The following is a 17472-nucleotide window of genomic DNA, read 5'->3' as shown; positions in this document are numbered from 1 at the left end:
GTATTGGCGTACTCTTGACATATACTAGGCGCGCTAGGTATAATACTAATGCGCGTCTCTTTATATAGGGGTAGTGTGAAACGTTGGTAATACGCGGTCGTGGCGGAATCGGCAGACGCGCTAGGTTGAGGGCCTAGTGGGGTAAAACCCGTGGAGGTTCAAGTCCTCTCGGCCGCATCAAACAAAATTCCTAGGTTAGAATCTAATCCTGAAATTTAGAATCTAGAAAAACGGAACTTCTCATTGTTTAGAGCATTTGAGGAGTTTCGTTTTTTCTATATTTTATGAAGCCTTACTATTGTTATAAAGCAAAAACAGACTATAGACAAAATGAGTCCTCACTTTGTCTATAGTTTGGATGCTCTCTATATTTCGGGAAAATTCTCGGTTCTAATCAACTATAATTGTTTCTAAAAAAGCCTTCCAAGGTGCTCCAAACATCTTATTTGCCTTTTCAATAATCGCTTTACCATATTCTGCTGTATCTTTGCTCACAACGATCGGTGTTATATTTTTCGTTATGAGCCACTCCACATAGTATTCTATATAAGACGATGCCTCATCGTCCACATCTTTGAAGTAACACAACAACTCTTCATCATCAGGCTGTGTTCCCCACGGTACTGCATCCACCGATAGGAGTTGTAAGAATTCATTTAAATTACTACAAACAAGATCGAGTTCACCTTCTGTACCAATGAAGACTATCGGATTATTTTCTACTGGTTGATCTTCATCAACAATGAAATAATAATATTGTGCCCCAGTGCCATCTGCATTAGCTAAGTACAATAACTTTTTAGAAAGAACTTCATACTCCCCACCAAAAAAGCCTAAAAAATCTTCGACATCTTCTTTATTCGTATTCCAGACAATCACACCTTTACTAAATGGTGAGTCCGCATTACCACGAGTTGGCATTTTCCATGTCCAGCCTTTAGCTAATAGTTCTTTCCAAAGCGCGGGTATTGCTTTCCCATGATAAATTTCTTGTAAGTTCGTATAAATTTTATTAGCCTTAGCCTCTGGAATATCTTCAATCACTTCTTTTAAGTCAGCAATCAAAACTGTATTCCCTTGAATATCTACGCCATATTTATTACCTGTTTTAAAATAATAGGTATCACTTGGTTCGTGATGAATTAAGAAGTCAGCACGATGTGTATATTCATGAATAGCTGGGAATTGTGAATTGAATGTTGGTCTTTTATCTTGAATCTGATAATCAAATTCATCTATAAACACCCATTCTACACTGTCATAAAAATACATTTTATCAAACGCCATTTGTGGAAAAAAGCCACAAGAATATCGCGTTTCTTTTGTTTTATGATTGGTTAATTTTTTGCGATAGCCAAAATACCCTTTTTTCTTTTTCGCAATAATTCCCTGTACACCAATCAAGTACATCTCTTCACCGATTAATCCTTGCGCATAACCAGGAGATATAAATCCAGCATGGTCAAACATAAAATCCGTAACAGGTGTACCTTCTTCATTAATAAAGCCCCATAAACCATCTTTTTTCACAAATGCTAAACCATTCCAAAAACTATATACAGCACCCTCGTAATGTGGCTCCACAATGACGTTCCCATCTGAGTTAATATAACCATATAAGCCATTCTCAAATAAAAATCGTATTGGATCATAGATGTCTATAATATCCCCAGGTTTTTCAACTGGACCAAGTGTTCCTTCTGAATCTCGCATTTGCACTTTACCATCAGCATAAATAGCGGTATATTCCGTACCTTTACCATCAATATAGCCCCAATCAAAAAAATAGCCACTCTCTTTATAATTTTGATAAAACTTGGCAATTCCATTTTTAAATTCAGTTAAATGATGATATTTGGGCTGTGAAATCCAATTCCCATCTGTATCAATTAACCCATAACAATTTACATATGTCCCGTATTCTTCACGTGGGACTATCTCTAAGGAATTTGCTCGAATAACGCCTTCTGAAACAAGCACATGTTTCTTTCTATTTTCAGCATAGTTATATTCAATTCGATTAAATTGAGGCGTTATCAAAACACCATCTGGTCTTAAAAAACCAGCTCGAAGGTCAACTCCAGCCCGTCCTAAATTATATTCTATTTCAAATACTCGATATCCATCGAGAGTAATAGGTAGTATATTTTTATAATAAGAATTATTTAAAACACTACCTTGTTCATCAATAAAACATTCCACTTGACTCCTGTAAGCATCTTTTTCATTATAAATCAGAGCATCCCCAACAGCTGGTTCTTCGTGTTCACTTATATAACATTTTGATTTAATGAACTTTTTATCAATCTCTCCAACCGCGTATCCAAAGTCATAAGGTCTTAGTTCATTATAAATAAATGGTGTAATTTGTGTCCCGTCTTCTTTAAAAATAGCCCATAATGTTGTATCTTCTATAGTGCGTTCTAAGAAGAAAAAACCATTATTTCCTTCTACGCAAGTTTCATGAGGTATATTAGCTAATTTATTCATTTCATGATGTCTCCTTTACCAAAGTATTTAATACTATTTTTCAGTAAAACTTTGTGCTTCAAATTATTCTATTATAGCTACCTAATACTTTTGATTATCATTTAGATGCTGCTGGTTTATTAAACTGAATATAACCTTCTGATATATAGATAATTCTTCTGTTCGAACAATTAAATCCTCCCTTCAACAAATTTAACATTTTCACTATACCATGTTAAAAAAAGGCAAATTACTAAAATAAATCATTAAAAAAGGGGTTTTTTTAGTGTACAACTTAAAATCGTCATAATTTTGTCATAAACAGAGTACTACAGAAAAAAGAGGCCAAAGCAAGAAATTACTTTAGATAATATAGCAATGAAGTGCTATATATGGCTTTCTAAGCACCGACAAGAAGTACGAAATCAAGTAGTAGTCATGAAGTTGATGAACATGGCCAATTGACTTTGGAAAAAAAAGGAGAGCTTTTTACCTAAAACATGAAAAAAACTTCTCTATTTGGGGTCTAGAGAAGTTTTATATCTTTTTAATTTCTTCTATAAATAAATAATCCACTAGCTATGGTGGTAAATACTCCTATAACAATCATTGTGAAGTCTGAACTATCACCAGTTTGTGGTAAAGCGGAGATATCTGTCGCTTTGTCGGTTACTTTTACTGATGTTGTATTTCTATTTTCGGGAGTTGGCTTTGGTGTTACTTTTATTTTTTTATCATTAAAAGTCACATCGATAGTCTCTTGGGGGTTAAACGGTATCGTTACATGAATTTCTTTAGCTGATTTTTCATAACCGGGCGGTGCTATTTTTTCCGTTATCACATAAGTTCCCGGTAACAAGTTTTCTACAAGTGCAAAACCACTACTGTTGGTAGTTACATTTTTTAACATCGTTCCGGCTGTTGTCTTAATGTTGAAAACTGCCTTTGCAAGTCCTGTTTTCGTTGTTTCATCTTGTTTAAAAATTTTAATTGCTCCTGTTTTTTCTGTGTTTTGAAAAATGAGTTTGGCTGGTTTTGTGTCGCCGTAAGTAATTGTAAAACTTTTCGGGGTGGTATTTATCTGATACCCAGTAGGGGCAGTTAACTCAGTGACTGTATACTTTCCAGGTGGTAATCCTGTGGCGGTTCCAATACCATTTTTATCAGTTGTTATTTTCGCTACTTCGAGTCCAGATTCATCTTTAATTGTATACACTGCTCCACTAAGCGCTTTATTACCAGAAAATTTTTGAATTTCTACTTTTCCATTAGTTGTAAGTCCTGCATCAATATCAAAATTCTCACTTCTTAAAGTTGGAACATTTACTTTTGTAATTCCTGTTTTATCTGGTTTGGAATTAATAGAAGTGTCTGTACCTTGATTTGCTTTAGAAAAAATATAACTATTGTTTGGTAGGTTGAATCTCACTTGGTAATTCCCTGGCAGGATATCTGTGAATAAATAAGAACCAATATTATTTGTTATTGTGCTTTCTTTTAACACACCCTCTTCAGTTAATAAGTCCACTTTTACACCAGGAGCAGGTTCTTCACTATCTTGCTGTATACCATCCCCATTAAAGTCATACCATACAATATCGCCAATTTTTGCACCATTTACATTAATATATAATTGAACATCATCTAAAAAATTCCCATTAGTAAGGGTTCCATCTGCTGTCGATATTGGATTAAAAGTTAGTCTTGTGATAGTTTGTCCAGCAGGCACTGTGTAATTTCCTTCAAAACTTCCCCACGTTTCCCCATCAGAAACTCTTGTTACCTCCGTTTGACTTTCCGGTGAGCCAATAAGCAAATCAGCTGTGTCCATTCCATTACGACCTCGATGCGAAAATTTCCATGTTAAATTCGAACCTGGAATGGTCCGAATATCCTGATAAACTGGTCCAATACCATCTGAATTTAATTCAATAAAGTTATTTCCAGAAAAAGCAGGCACATTATATCCATTGCCGTTTTGCCATACTTCAATGTTTCCAGTAGGATTTGTTGTACTCCAGGCCTCTACACCATCTTGGTTAACCATCCAAACATTTGGTGTGCCAGCATTTTGTCCATAGTTGGCAATATCAACATTTTCAAAATCATTATTTTTAATAGCCCATTTTAATTGCCAGCCATTTAAAGATGTTGGATAAGCCTGCACTTTTTCAGTAGCACTTCCAATAATAAATACTATAAATAAAATAAAGAAACTAGCTATTATTTTTTGTTGCATATTTTTTCCTCCCTTTTTTCTGAACATAGTACCTTATAGTACCCCCAATAAAGTAAAAGAAAACAGCTAGTATGTTAAACCAGCTGTTTCATGTTTAAGACAAAATATCATATGCCATTTTATATTTAGTTGATTTAGCGAAGTGTTTGCTTGCGTGCTTTTTCACTCGTTCAATTAATACCGGATCATTGGATTCTTCAATTTTTTTAAGCAAATCTATCATATTTTTTTCGTAGCTAGCTTGCTCCTTTTCATGATATAAAAGTAGCGTTTCGGTGTATTCAATAAAATAATCTAATTCCATCACCCGCTCAGTTACTTTACTCATAATCCGCATCAGCTCTGTCGCCTCTTCTAGCCAACCTTTTTCTGCAAAAATAACCATTAATTCTGTTATAACTAAAAAGTCATTATTGGCAAAGTCAATCCCTCTATTTTCAAAGGCAATTATTTCATCGTAAATCAAAATAATATTTTCATCAAATTGTGTTTCATTTCCTTCTATTTTTTCAATTTCTGCAAGTTTAAAACGAATAACAAAATAGAATTTACTTGTTAATTCAGGATATAATGAGTAAAATTCCACAGCTTGGTTGAAATGTTTTTTTGCTTCTGTTAAGAACCCAATTTGAAAATAAATATAACCATAAAAATAAAGCAAAGATCCTTTTAGTTCAAAGCTTGCATCTGGGATAGTATTTAATAAATCACTGGCAGCTTCTACATGGCTTAAAGCTGGCTCATACAAGTTTTGACAAATATAATTAATACAAATATTAATGTGAAAAACAACCTGAAAAGATGGAGAATCTGTTATTTCTATACATTTTTTCCAGTAGTTTTCTACAAGTTTATAGTCGCAAGTAACAAATGCATGTTTTAATGACTGGCAATAATAATAATATGTTAATAAATAAATTGGAAAGTTGCATTCAGCACGTTTTTCGTTATTATTTAAATATCTTACTTCAATTTCTTCAGCTTTTGAAAACTCCCATATTTTATAATAGTAGCTAGCTTTTAGACAGTAAAAGGCAAGCTCAACAGCCGGAGATTCCTGAACTAAATCTACTTTACTAGCTATTTTATTTAACTTAGTTTCTATATCTTCTGTTTTTGAAAAAACTAATAGTTCAAAAATCAATTGAAGTTCTTGTAGGACTTCCATGTTTGTTTCTTCTTCATTAACTAATAATACTTCTTCAGGCACTTCTAGTCGTCGTGCTATATGCATTAATGTTTCCATGGATGCTAGTTTAACTCCGTTTTCAATATTTGCAAGATATGGAATCGAAACAATTCCTTGTGCTAGATCTTTTAAAGTTAGAGATTTCTCTTTACGAATATTCCTAATTCGTAAACCAATTAAATTCATGATGCCACCGCCATAATATAGATATTTTCATTTTAATTATAAACATTTATTTATGAAAAACAACTACATATTGTAGGTTATTTTGAACTTAAAAATAATCTTACACAACACAAAAAAACTGTATTACTTACAGAATTTTTTCCCAACTATAATTTTGTTTATAAATTACTCCTTACTCCTAGAGCGTGTTTAAGCGTATTATGATTTTTTGTTTTTTCATTTTAAAATAAAACTCATTGTACTTATGTGAGTTTATTTGCTGTTTTTTCATTGGAAAATCCATACAAATCTTCACTAATTCGTCATATTTTATACTAATTTTTTTAAATATTTACTTAAAAAATAAATATAGAGGCTAGAAAAAGTTTTGCCTCTATATTCTTTTAGCATAAATCAATTAACCTATTCATTCCCACTTGAAAGGTTTTAACCTACATAAAACGTGTAGAATATCATTTTAACATTCAAATCTTGTAAAATTAAAAAAAGGAAACAACGAAAAAAATGGTGCTTTTAAAGCTTATTTCACTTTAGTTTATCCAAAAAAGCGAAGGTACAATGCCCTTCGCTTTTAACTATTTAAATAATATATGCTTCTTCTTCATATAAAATACAATCGAAACCGCTACAATCATTTCCGAAATCGGAATTGCTAACCAAACACCTGGGATGCCAATGATTGGTGGTAAAATAAGCAAGAAAATCACCATAAAAATAATTTCTCGTGAAATCGTAATCCATGTTGCCATTTTGACTTTATCGGAAGTTTGGAAATATGTCATCATAACAAAGTTAAAGCCCATAAATAAGTAGGCTGAATAGAATAACTTAATTCCGTTACTTGCAAGTTCTCTAATTTCTGCACTAAAGTTTCCGAACATCGAAACGAGCAAGTTAGAACCAAATAATCCAACTAATAAAAAGGCAACTCCTGTACTAAATGCTACTACGATTGCAATTTTCAATGTTTCAAGTTCCTTCTCTCTTGCCCTTGCCCCTCGGTAATAACTAATAAGTGGTTGAATCGCTGAACCCATACCAAGGAATAACATTAAAATTACACTATGGGTATAATTTAAAACAGAGAAAGCCGCAACGCCTGCAGTTCCAGCAATAGCTGCGATAGAAATATTATAGCCTAATGTAAATACCGACACGCCAACTTCTGCTAAAAAACTTGGCAACCCAATGCCTAGCGTTTTTTTGAAAAAAGCTTTATTCCAATCAACTTTTACAAATTTCAAGCGACTAGATTTTTTAAAGAAATGTGTAATTAGAATCAACACACCGATAATAATTGCAATCATCGTAGCAAGCGCAGAACCCGTAACGCCCCATTCAAATACGAATAAAAATAAATAATTCAAAATAACATTACTTATTGCCGTAACAATTAGAGCAACCATGGATAAATTCGGATCACCATCGTTACGGACAAAAATACTTAAAATATTTTCAAGCGTAAGTGCAAATCCAAAAATAAGCAATATATTCATATACTCAAGTACGTAACCAATCGTTTCATCATTCGCACCTAAAAAATAAGCTAGTGGTACTTTAAAAATAAAAGCAAGTATGGCAATAACGAGCGTAATGGAAATAACTGCTAAAATCGCGTTCGTAAAAATTGTTTGTGCTCTGGCAACATTTTTCTCCCCAATTGCAAAGGAAAATTGAGTCGCGGCACCAATCCCAATCCAAATCGAAATAGCTGTAAAAATCGTAAATACAGGCACGGCAATGTTTATCCCAGCCAGTGCTACTCCGCCGAGCTTATGCCCAACAAAAATTCCATCAATCACAATATTTAAAGACATTAACAACATTCCTACTAAGGAAGGAATTAAATATCTAAAATAAATCTTTTTAACTGAATCTGTCTCTAATATTTCTATATTCTTTGCCATGTTACACCTCTAAATTAAGCTTTTAGCGTAATTCCTCTCCAGAAAATTTGCCATAAAGCTGTGATTTTCTTTTCCGTTCTTTCCGGGTCATTCACGTACACAATGTCAACGATGACGGCATCGAGGATTCCCATATACGCTTCTTTCATCGTTTCCACATCTTGCATCGGTATTAACTTTTGCTCCATCCAATTGCTAAATAAAGTGGTAAAATCTTGTTCCATTTGTAGCAGGTTCTCGGTAATATCTGCTTGAACAATATCATACAAATGCTTCGGTGGATAAAACCCATACCGTAGCCAAAATTGATACGCCTCATCGGTATCGTATAATTCCTTCACACCAAAAAGTAAACTAGATAAAACTAAATCTGGTCTAGATAAATCGCTATCTAGGAGTTTTGCCCGATAATAATCAATTTCCGTAGATTTCGCATCCTTCATAATAGATAAAAACAAATCATCTTTATCTTTAAAATGAGAATAGATGGATTGTTTCTTCAGCCCCACCACTCCCGCAATATCAGCAAGCGATGTTCCTTCAAAACCATTATTAGCAAAAAGTGTCAGTGCAGCTTGTTTGATTTCTTCTTTTCTCATCATTCCACTCCTCCTAGAAAAACTGACGACCGTTCGTAAGTCATTTTCTCATGAAAAAAATTCTTTGTCAATAAAAAAATCCACTCTACTAAAAGAGTGGATTCACGGATTTATTTTTCTTCTAAAAACTCGCTAATCAATTCGTATGTCTCATCGGTCGCTTCTGAATTAGTTGTCATAAAGCCATGTGGCACTTTTTCAAAGCGTTTGGCAAATACTTCTACGCCAGCGTCTTTTAATTTCTTCGCATATGCTTCCCCTTGATCTCTAAGTGGATCAAATTCAGCAGTCGCAATAAATGTTTTTGGAAGTCCGACTAAATCTTTGCTACGGATTGGTGCAACGAGTGGATCGTATTTACGATCACTTGCATTCGCAATATATAATTTAAAGAATTTATCTAATGATTCTTTCGTAAGCACGTAGCCTTCTGCAAATTCATCCATTGACGGATAAAGAACAGACGCATCACGACTGAAAATATCCGTTGCTGGATAAAGTAAAATTTGAGCAGTGATATTTGGTTTTCCTTTGGATTTAGCAATCTGCGTAACTACAGTTGCTAAGTTACCACCTACACTATCCCCTGCCACAATAATATCGGAGGATTTAGCTCGTAGGCTAGTACGGTGATTTTGTACCCAAAGTAGTGCCGCATAAGCATCTTCCACTGCCGCTGGGAAAGGATTTTCTGGAGCGAGTCGGTAATCAACCGTTACAACACGCGCACCAGTAGTTTGTACCAGTTTTCTTGCAATCGCGTCATGTGTTTGTAGTCCGCCTAAAATAAATCCGCCACCATGATAGTAAACGATAATTTCGAAAGGTCCCTCTTCTTGTGGTGTATAAATCCGAATCGGAATTTTGCCAGCTGGGCCATCAATTTTTTTATTTTCCACATCACCAATTTCGATATCTTTTGCTGAAGGTAATGCTTTTGTTGCTAATCTCATATATTTATATCGTGAATCTACGTCAGATAATGGTGAAGTGTTTTTCACATATTCCTGAGAAGCCTCATCTAAATTTTCAAGTACCTCGGGATTATATTCTTTTTTCCCAACTGCTTTTTTGTAAATAAAGAAAACGATTAATAATGGAAGTAGAATGATCCCGGCAAAACCGATAGCAATCCATTTTATTGTATTTTTCACATTCGCTCAACTCCTTCAATATAACTTCAATAACAAGTATAGCAGTTTTACGAACAGGAACCAATTTATTACTATTTGAAATGATTATTTTTATTTGAAAATGTATTTTTAAGCATAATTATGAATAAACTGAAATAAAAAGTTTGATATCCAAAAGCATCAGTGTTAATATAAATACAAATATCTGTATATTTATGAATAGGAGGATGAATACAATGGCAAAGGAAAAAATTGTATTAGCTTACTCAGGTGGGTTAGATACTTCTGTTGCAATTCAGTGGTTAGTAGAATCAGGTTATGAGGTTATCGCATGTTGTTTAGACGTTGGTGAAGGAAAAAATTTGGATTTCATTAAGGAGAAAGCTATTACTGTTGGAGCAAGCGAATCCTATACAATTGATGCGAAAGAAGAATTTGCAGAGGATTTTGCGTTGATTGCACTTCAAGCCCATGCTTATTATGAAGGAAAATATCCGCTTATTTCTGCTTTAAGCCGTCCATTAATTGCGAAAAAATTAGTAGAAGTAGCTCGTCAAGAAGGCGCTTCTGCTATTGCTCATGGTTGTACTGGTAAAGGAAATGACCAAGTCCGGTTTGAAGTAGCGATTCATGCACTTGCTCCTGATTTAAAAGTCATCTCTCCTGTCCGGGACTGGAAATGGTCTAGAGAAGAAGAAATCAATTATGCCAAAGAACATAACATTCCTGTTCCAATTGATTTAGATAACCCCTTCTCGATTGACCAAAACCTTTGGGGTAGAAGTAATGAATGTGGGGTTCTTGAAAACCCATGGACCACACCACCAGAAGCAGCTTACGACTTAACAGTGAGTTTAGAAGACGCACCCAATACAGCAGATATCGTTGAAATCACCTTTGATGCTGGGATTCCTATTTCTCTTAATGGTGAAAATATGAGTCTAGCAAATTTAATCCTTACATTAAATGAAATTGCTGGCAAACATGGTATTGGCAGAATCGATCATATCGAAAATCGTTTAGTAGGTATTAAATCACGTGAAGTATACGAATGTCCGGCTGCTGTCACTTTAATCACTGCACATAAAGAACTAGAAGATTTAACTTTTGTTCGTGAAGTAGCACATTTCAAACCTATTATTGAACAAAAAATCAGCGAAACAATTTACAATGGCTTATGGTTCTCGCCTTTAACAGAAGCATTAGTTGCCTTCTTAAAATCCACGCAAAAATTCGTGAACGGCACCATCCGTGTTAAATTATTTAAAGGTCATGCCATTGTGGAAGGAAGAAAATCACCAAATTCGCTTTACGATGAAAACTTAGCAACCTATACGTCTTCCGATACATTCGACCAAGATGCAGCAGTTGGCTTCATCAAGCTTTGGGGATTACCAACGAAAGTGAGCGCAGAAGTTAATTCAAAAGTGACCATAACAACTGAGGTGTAAAAAATGGAAAAACTATGGGGTGGACGTTTTCAAGAGAAAAGTGATAAATGGATTGATGATTTTGGAGCATCTATTTCTTTTGATCAACAAATGGCAAAAGAAGACTTGGCGGGTAGTTTAGCGCATGTCGCCATGCTCAGCAAATGCGGGATTATTCCTGCTTCAGAAGCAGCTGAAATTACGGCCGGGTTAAAAATTCTCCAAGAAAAATTAGCGCTTGGTGAGCTCGAATTCAGCACGGTTAACGAAGATATTCATTTAAATATCGAAAAACTATTGCACGAGGAAATCGGCCCAGTCGCTGGAAAACTTCATACGGCGCGCAGTCGGAATGATCAAGTTGCAACAGATATGCATTTATATTTAAAACAAGCCGTAGCGGAAATTATTCAGTCATTAAAACATTTACGCGTAGTGCTTGTTCAAAAAGCAGAGTTGCACGTTGAAACAATTATGCCTGGCTACACGCACTTGCAACATGCCCAGCCTCTGTCCTTTGCCCATCATTTATTAGCCTATTTCGGTATGTTTACGCGAGACTTAGAGCGTTTAGAGGAGAGCGTTAAGCGGATTGATATTTCGCCGCTCGGTTCCGCTGCACTTGCTGGAACGACTTTCCCGATAGACCGGGCTTATAGCGCAAAATTACTTGGCTTTTCTGCTGTGTATGAAAATAGTTTGGACGGCGTGAGTGATCGTGATTTTATTATTGAGTTTCTTAGTAACAGTTCTATCTTAATGATGCATTTATCGCGTTTTTGTGAGGAACTGATACTTTGGACGAGTCATGAGTTTCAATTTGTCGAGTTAACAGATGCGTTTTCGACAGGAAGTTCGATTATGCCGCAAAAGAAAAACCCAGATATGGCTGAGTTAATCCGCGGGAAAACTGGCCGAGTTTACGGAAACCTGTTCGGCATGCTAACGGTTTTAAAAGGTCTCCCACTCGCTTACAATAAAGACTTGCAAGAAGATAAGGAAGGCATGTTTGATACGCTTGAGACGGTTCAAACAAGCTTAGATATTTTCGCAGGAATGATTGAAACGATGAAGATCAACACAGAAATAATGGAAGAATCGACGCAAAAAGATTTTTCCAATGCGACCGAGTTAGCAGATTATTTGGCGAAAAAGAGCGTTCCATTTAGAGAAGCACATGAAATCGTTGGAAAATTGGTGCTTGCTTGTACCCAAAAAGGGATTTATTTGCAAGACATCTCACTTAACCACTATAAGGAAATAAATTCACTTATTGAAGAAGATATTTATGATGTTCTTTCTTCTAAAACGGCTGTTAAAAAAAGAAATTCTTACGGTGGAACTGGGTTTGATCAAATTAGAGTGGCGCTTACTAATGCAAAAAAAACATTGTAAATCCCACTGGAATGCTGCTTGGCATTCCAGTTTTTTTATTGTATTCTCTTTTTTATCGCTCTTTTTCACACCTTACAAGATTTGTCAGGGTAGTACTTTTTTTGTTACTATTAATAAGAATGTTACCTTTGTGCTAACTTGGGGAAATACATACAGAGAAAATAAAGGGAAGTGATGTATTGAAAAAATTAACAAGTGTCTTTTGGGGATCGGGTCTTCTCGTTTTATTAGCCGTTTTATTTGGGGCTTTTTTGCCAAAACAATTTGAGACTTTTACAACCAATATCCAAAAATTTCTAACAAGTAATTTTGGTTGGTACTATTTAATTGTTGTAGCGATTATTATTATCTTCTGCTTGTTTTTAGTCTTAAGTCCGATTGGCTCAATCAGACTCGGAAAACCTGGTGAAGAACCGGGATATAGTAATAAGTCTTGGTTTGCGATGTTATTTAGTGCTGGAATGGGAATTGGGCTCGTTTTCTGGGGTGCAGCTGAGCCGTTATCTCATTATGCTGTCCAAGCTCCCGGCGGCGAAGTTGGCACGCAAGCAGCTATGAAAGATGCGCTTCGCTATTCATTCTTCCACTGGGGCATTTCCGCTTGGTCAATTTACGCGATTGTCGCTTTAGCACTGGCTTACTTCAAATTCCGGAAAAATGCACCTGGCTTAATAAGCGCCACACTATACCCCATTTTAGGCAAACATGCTAAAGGTCCGATTGGGCAATTGATTGATATCATTGCTGTTTTTGCGACGGTAATTGGAGTTGCAACTACACTCGGCCTTGGCGCACAACAAATTAATGGGGGCCTTACATACTTGTTTGGCGTTCCAAACAATTTTACAGTTCAATTTACGATTATTGTTATCGTCACTATTTTATTTATGTTGTCGGCCATGTCCGGACTTGATAAAGGTATTCAGCTTTTAAGTAATGTAAATATTTATGTTGCTGGTGTTTTATTAGTTTTAACCCTTATTCTCGGACCTACGCTTTTCATTATGAATAATTTCACCAATTCATTTGGAGACTATTTACAAAATATCATCCAAATGAGTTTCCAGACGGCACCTGATGCGCCTGATGCCAGAAAATGGATTGACTCCTGGACTATTTTTTACTGGGCTTGGTGGCTTTCTTGGTCACCATTTGTCGGGATTTTCATCGCTCGAATTTCACGCGGTAGAACGATTCGTCAATTCTTACTCGGTGTCATCGTGTTGCCCGCTTTAGTCAGTGTGTTTTGGTTTGCCGTATTTGGTGGCTCGGCGATTTTTGTCGAACAACATGGAAATTCTGAGCTTTCAAGTTTAGCAACTGAACAAGTACTATTTGGGGTATTTAATGAATTCCCAGCTGGCATGGTGTTATCGATTGTTGCGATGATTTTAATTGCAGTCTTCTTTATTACTTCAGCAGACTCGGCCACATTTGTTCTCGGGATGCAAACAACTGGCGGTTCTTTAAATCCACCAAACTCCGTCAAAGTAACATGGGGCTTACTACAAGCTGGTATAGCAAGCGTACTGCTCTATGCGGGCGGACTGACAGCACTTCAAAATGCATCAATTATAGCGGCCTTTCCGTTTTCCATTGTCATTATCTTGATGATTGTTTCCTTATTTGTTTCGTTGACGAGGGAACAAGAAAAACTTGGGTTATATGTTCGACCAAAAAAATCACAACGTTCACAATTGTAATAAAAAAGGGATGAAAATCTAATTGTAGATTTTCATCCCTTTTTTCATCCTTTTTTCTGCTTTGCCGCGATTATTTCGCGATAACTACGAGTTTGTTTAGGATATTTTTTCCGAAAGAAATGTTGCGAAACAACTGCTAACACGAGTGAAATGGCGGTGATTGGAATAGAACTTTTAAATATCCCTACCATTAGTAATAAAGCACTGGCAAATAACGTTGCATTAAAAAGGAATTTTTCCATTAGTTACTCCTCCAAATTATAATTTAGTTCGCGGTCATGAGCTAATTTTTTTATACCCAAAGCATCAAACACTAATGCTTTTTCCGCAATATAGGCATTATATTCAATACGTTCTAGCATGTCATAAGCTTTATGGAGTGATGTATCTAGTACGACAATACCATGCTTATTTAATAAGCTTGCACTTGGAACAGCTTTATCCCCTAACTCGATAACGTGTTTCCGTACGATTTCTGCAAGTTCTGGACTAGTTGCTGGAGCAAATTCAAGGGTTGGGATTTGACCAATTTTTTGCGTTGCTTCCGTTAAATTCGGAAGTTCCATACCAAGTGTTGCAAACAACATTGATTCTTTTGGATGAGCATGAAGAACACAACCGATTTTTGGATTTTCTACATAGCAAGCACGGTGTAAGTTGATTTCTCTAGTTACTCTTCCGTCTCCTTCTACTACTTCATTGTTGTTATCCACTACAAGGATTTCATACGGGGAAAGATCGCAAAGTTTTGCTTGACTCATAAGCGTTGGCGTCATAATAATGTGCTCGCTATTCATACGCACACTAACATTTCCTCCAGCCGCATTCGTTTCAAAGCGGTCAAACATAGTCTTTACTATTTTGGCTAAATCTTCACGTTCTTTTTGATATAACATATTATCTCTCCTCCAATTGTATAATACTTACTTGATTCTTGAGTTTTCCAGCAGCTTCTAAATCAAAGCTTGAACTATCTTGTTGCATGACTTTACTAGCTGAGCAACCTGTCGCAACTTTTAGTGTTTCTGTAATCGGCATATTCATCGCAAGTCCCGCAATAAATGCCCCGACAAACACATCGCCCGCCCCAGTATCATTGCGTTCCTGCACTTTTGGTGGAATAACTTGATACAATTTGCCGTTATGTGCGCAAATGGATCCTTTTGCTCCAAGCGAAACAACAAGATAGGGGATTTTTTCAGCTAATTTGCGGACATTTTCTTCTAGTGAACTTGTCTTTTCATCTAAAATGGCGATAACTTCATCTTCATTTGGTTTAATGAAATCGACGCCCATTTCGACAGCTAGATTTAAATATTCACCGGAATTATCACATCCTAGAAACGCGCCAGTTGCTTTGACAGTTCTTAGTAGTTCTTTAAAATCAGATAATGTATAATGAGGAGGCGGGGATCCAGCAATCACCACCATGTCCTCTTTTTTAACTTTTTTAGCGATTTGTTTCAAAAGGTTCACTTTGTTGGTCTGACTTACGGTAAAACCTGCTTCTGGTATCATCGTGCTGCCAAACGTGTCATCACTTAAGACGACGAAGCATTCTCTTGTCGAAGTTCCAGCTTCTACAAGGAGATCATGGTTAATATGTTTTTCTTTTAGAATGGCATATAGTTTGTCGAGATTGTCTGATCCCGCAATTCCAAGTGCTTCATTTTTAATACCGAATTTCGATAGCACACCTGAAACATGAAGTCCCTTTCCCCCGCAATCATATGCTGTTTTTTTGACTCGATTAGTCTTCCTTTTTTCTAACTCTCCTTGAATGAAAAGCAACCGGTCAATAGCTGGATTTAATGTTATTGTGTAAATCATCTCATCACTCCTATTTCTCAAGAGCTAGCTTTTTCTAGTTCAATTGTTCGTTTTTTCATCATTTTCACATAAAATACTAGTAATAATACCCAAATTGCGACAAAAATAAAGCCTAAAATAGTGAACTGACTTGCTTCTGCAAAAATATAACGGAACACTGGATATTCCAGCGTACTCCATGTAATTTGTTGTCCAGCTTTTAGCGAAATTGCGCCTGTTGAATGTGCTAAATCTGTAATCGTTCCAGCGAAGAACGTAGATACATATAAGAAAATTGGTGTTGTAATCGTTCCAAGAATAATCATGCGAATCAAGTTTCCGCCTGTTACAATAAGCGCTGGTGCACACAAGGAAATATTTAAAATCCCTGCGAAAGGTAATACACCATTTCCTGGTAAAATAAGCGCAAAAATAAGTGTAACTGGGACCATAAGAACGATTGCTACCCACACTTCACTACATCCTGCTAAAATAGGCCAATCTAAGCCAATAAACAATTCACGATTTTTAAATTTACGTTTCATAAACTCAGAAATACCATCAGATAGTGGTGAAAGAGCTTGCATAAATAGTTTTGCAACCATTGGGAAAAGGGTTAATGCAGCTGCTGCTTGCATGGCTAACATAAGCGTTTTTGCTACATCGTATCCTGCTGCAATCCCTAAAAGTCCACCGATAATAAAGCCCATTACATGGTTTTCTGCAAAAATACCAATTTTATCTTTTAACGCGTTGGCATCCATATCTTTACGAAGAGCTGGAATTTTTTTAAGTAACCAGTCAAGCGGCATTAAGAAAATACAGAAAATCATCATGCCGTGGGAAACTGTTACACCTGGAATTCCATTTAACTCTTGAATTTGACGTTGGTTTGCATCACATAAAATTAGTTCTGTAACAATTTGAATTCCGGCAACAATAAATGCCAAGTAAACATTTTGAGTTACTCCGATAATAAGTACCGCTGTTAAAATTTTGCCCCAAACGTTCCATAAATCGACATTCAAGGTTTTGGTTTTATTGATAATTAGCATAATCGCGTTAATACCTAGTTGTAGCGGGAACATCAAGAAAGCAAATGGCCAAGCCCAAGCAAGTGTTGCCATCGATGTCCATCCACCATCTAAAATGCTTAAATTAATCCCTGTTCTTTCTGCCAGTCCTTGTGCAGCTGGTGTTAAAGCTTCAATCATAAAGCCAATAACAATATTCATTCCAAGGAAAGCTACCCCTAGAATAATCCCCGCACTTACTGCATCTCTTACTTTCATTCGTACAATTAGCCCAATAATAATCATCAGTGCTGGAACAAAAACGGCAGCTCCAAGGTTCAAAATAAACTGTATAACTGATTGTAATGACTCCATTTTTTCACGCTCCCTATTTTGTGTT

General features: G+C 35.9%; 13 protein-coding genes and 1 tRNA gene. 4 read left to right on the top strand and 10 right to left on the bottom strand.

Annotation, left to right across the window (positions count from 1 at the left end):
• The first annotated feature begins 93 nt into the window (after positions 1 to 93).
• Positions 94 to 177, top strand: a tRNA-Leu gene (locus HCB38_RS12105).
• Positions 178 to 390: 213 nt separating this feature from the next.
• Here the strand turns inward: HCB38_RS12105 and HCB38_RS12100 are convergent.
• The 6 genes from HCB38_RS12100 to HCB38_RS12075 form a co-directional block, all read right to left on the bottom strand.
• Complete coding sequence (locus HCB38_RS12100; protein WP_185319259.1) at positions 391 to 2490, bottom strand: WG repeat-containing protein; 2100 nt, start codon at positions 2488 to 2490, stop codon at positions 391 to 393.
• A 526-nt stretch (positions 2491 to 3016) separates the two neighbouring features.
• Complete coding sequence (locus tag HCB38_RS12095) at positions 3017 to 4708, bottom strand: LPXTG cell wall anchor domain-containing protein (protein WP_185638657.1); 1692 nt, start codon at positions 4706 to 4708, stop codon at positions 3017 to 3019.
• A gap of 94 nt (positions 4709 to 4802) precedes the next feature.
• Positions 4803 to 6083: a helix-turn-helix domain-containing protein gene (locus HCB38_RS12090; protein ID WP_185319261.1), complete on the bottom strand. Its 1281-nt coding sequence runs from the start codon at positions 6081 to 6083 to the stop codon at positions 4803 to 4805.
• A gap of 575 nt (positions 6084 to 6658) precedes the next feature.
• The gene (fepA, locus tag HCB38_RS12085; RefSeq protein ID WP_185319262.1) at positions 6659 to 7990 is read right to left on the bottom strand and encodes a multidrug efflux MATE transporter FepA; all 1332 of its coding nucleotides are present in this window, start codon (positions 7988 to 7990) and stop codon (positions 6659 to 6661) included.
• 14 nt (positions 7991 to 8004) lie between these two features.
• Positions 8005 to 8589, bottom strand: a complete 585-nt coding sequence (gene fepR, locus HCB38_RS12080) for an efflux pump transcriptional regulator FepR (protein WP_185319451.1) — start codon at positions 8587 to 8589, stop codon at positions 8005 to 8007.
• 110 nt (positions 8590 to 8699) lie between these two features.
• Complete coding sequence (locus tag HCB38_RS12075) at positions 8700 to 9743, bottom strand: alpha/beta hydrolase (protein ID WP_185319263.1); 1044 nt, start codon at positions 9741 to 9743, stop codon at positions 8700 to 8702.
• 215 nt (positions 9744 to 9958) lie between these two features.
• Between HCB38_RS12075 and HCB38_RS12070 the strand changes: the two genes are divergently transcribed.
• The 3 genes from HCB38_RS12070 to betL all read left to right on the top strand — a co-directional run bounded on the left by HCB38_RS12070 (position 9959) and on the right by betL (position 14250).
• The gene (locus tag HCB38_RS12070) at positions 9959 to 11173 is read left to right on the top strand and encodes an argininosuccinate synthase (RefSeq protein WP_185319264.1); all 1215 of its coding nucleotides are present in this window, start codon (positions 9959 to 9961) and stop codon (positions 11171 to 11173) included.
• A 3-nt stretch (positions 11174 to 11176) separates the two neighbouring features.
• Positions 11177 to 12547, top strand: coding sequence for an argininosuccinate lyase (argH, locus tag HCB38_RS12065; RefSeq protein ID WP_185638655.1), 1371 nt, complete (start codon positions 11177 to 11179; stop codon positions 12545 to 12547).
• A 179-nt stretch (positions 12548 to 12726) separates the two neighbouring features.
• Positions 12727 to 14250 carry a BCCT family glycine betaine transporter BetL gene (gene betL, locus HCB38_RS12060; RefSeq protein WP_185319266.1) on the top strand — a complete coding sequence of 508 codons (1524 nt, stop codon included), beginning with the start codon at positions 12727 to 12729 and terminating at the stop codon, positions 14248 to 14250.
• Between the two features lie 44 nt (positions 14251 to 14294).
• Here the strand turns inward: betL and HCB38_RS12055 are convergent, their stop codons facing one another.
• Genes HCB38_RS12055 through HCB38_RS12040 form a run of 4 tightly spaced genes read right to left on the bottom strand, consistent with a single transcriptional unit; the run spans position 14295 to position 17447 of the window.
• Entirely contained in the window at positions 14295 to 14492 is a 198-nt protein-coding gene (locus HCB38_RS12055; protein WP_185319267.1) for a hypothetical protein, read from the bottom strand.
• Between the two features lie 3 nt (positions 14493 to 14495).
• Complete coding sequence (locus tag HCB38_RS12050) at positions 14496 to 15146, bottom strand: class II aldolase/adducin family protein (protein ID WP_003724521.1); 651 nt, start codon at positions 15144 to 15146, stop codon at positions 14496 to 14498.
• A gap of 1 nt (position 15147) precedes the next feature.
• Positions 15148 to 16080, bottom strand: a complete 933-nt coding sequence (locus HCB38_RS12045; protein ID WP_185319269.1) for a 1-phosphofructokinase — start codon at positions 16078 to 16080, stop codon at positions 15148 to 15150.
• Positions 16081 to 16097: 17 nt separating this feature from the next.
• Positions 16098 to 17447, bottom strand: coding sequence for a PTS galactitol transporter subunit IIC (locus HCB38_RS12040; protein WP_185319270.1), 1350 nt, complete (start codon positions 17445 to 17447; stop codon positions 16098 to 16100).
• Positions 17448 to 17472 lie beyond the last annotated feature (25 nt).

The organism is Listeria farberi (genome assembly GCF_014229295.1).
Lineage (GTDB): Bacteria > Bacillota > Bacilli > Lactobacillales > Listeriaceae > Listeria > Listeria farberi.
Note: the sequence above shows the minus strand (reverse complement) of the source record. Positions and strands in the feature narration are given on the sequence as shown.

Coding starts and splice junctions, on each gene's coding strand:
- HCB38_RS12100 (WP_185319259.1), bottom strand. CDS start 2,490: ATGAATAAATTAGCTAATATACCTCATGAAACTTGCGTAGAAGGAAAT.
- HCB38_RS12095 (WP_185638657.1), bottom strand. CDS start 4,708: ATGCAACAAAAAATAATAGCTAGTTTCTTTATTTTATTTATAGTATTT.
- HCB38_RS12090 (WP_185319261.1), bottom strand. CDS start 6,083: ATGAATTTAATTGGTTTACGAATTAGGAATATTCGTAAAGAGAAATCT.
- fepA (WP_185319262.1), bottom strand. CDS start 7,990: ATGGCAAAGAATATAGAAATATTAGAGACAGATTCAGTTAAAAAGATT.
- fepR (WP_185319451.1), bottom strand. CDS start 8,589: ATGAGAAAAGAAGAAATCAAACAAGCTGCACTGACACTTTTTGCTAAT.
- HCB38_RS12070 (WP_185319264.1), top strand. CDS start 9,959: ATGGCAAAGGAAAAAATTGTATTAGCTTACTCAGGTGGGTTAGATACT.
- argH (WP_185638655.1), top strand. CDS start 11,177: ATGGAAAAACTATGGGGTGGACGTTTTCAAGAGAAAAGTGATAAATGG.
- HCB38_RS12055 (WP_185319267.1), bottom strand. CDS start 14,492: ATGGAAAAATTCCTTTTTAATGCAACGTTATTTGCCAGTGCTTTATTA.
- HCB38_RS12050 (WP_003724521.1), bottom strand. CDS start 15,146: ATGTTATATCAAAAAGAACGTGAAGATTTAGCCAAAATAGTAAAGACT.
- HCB38_RS12045 (WP_185319269.1), bottom strand. CDS start 16,080: ATGATTTACACAATAACATTAAATCCAGCTATTGACCGGTTGCTTTTC.
- HCB38_RS12040 (WP_185319270.1), bottom strand. CDS start 17,447: ATGGAGTCATTACAATCAGTTATACAGTTTATTTTGAACCTTGGAGCT.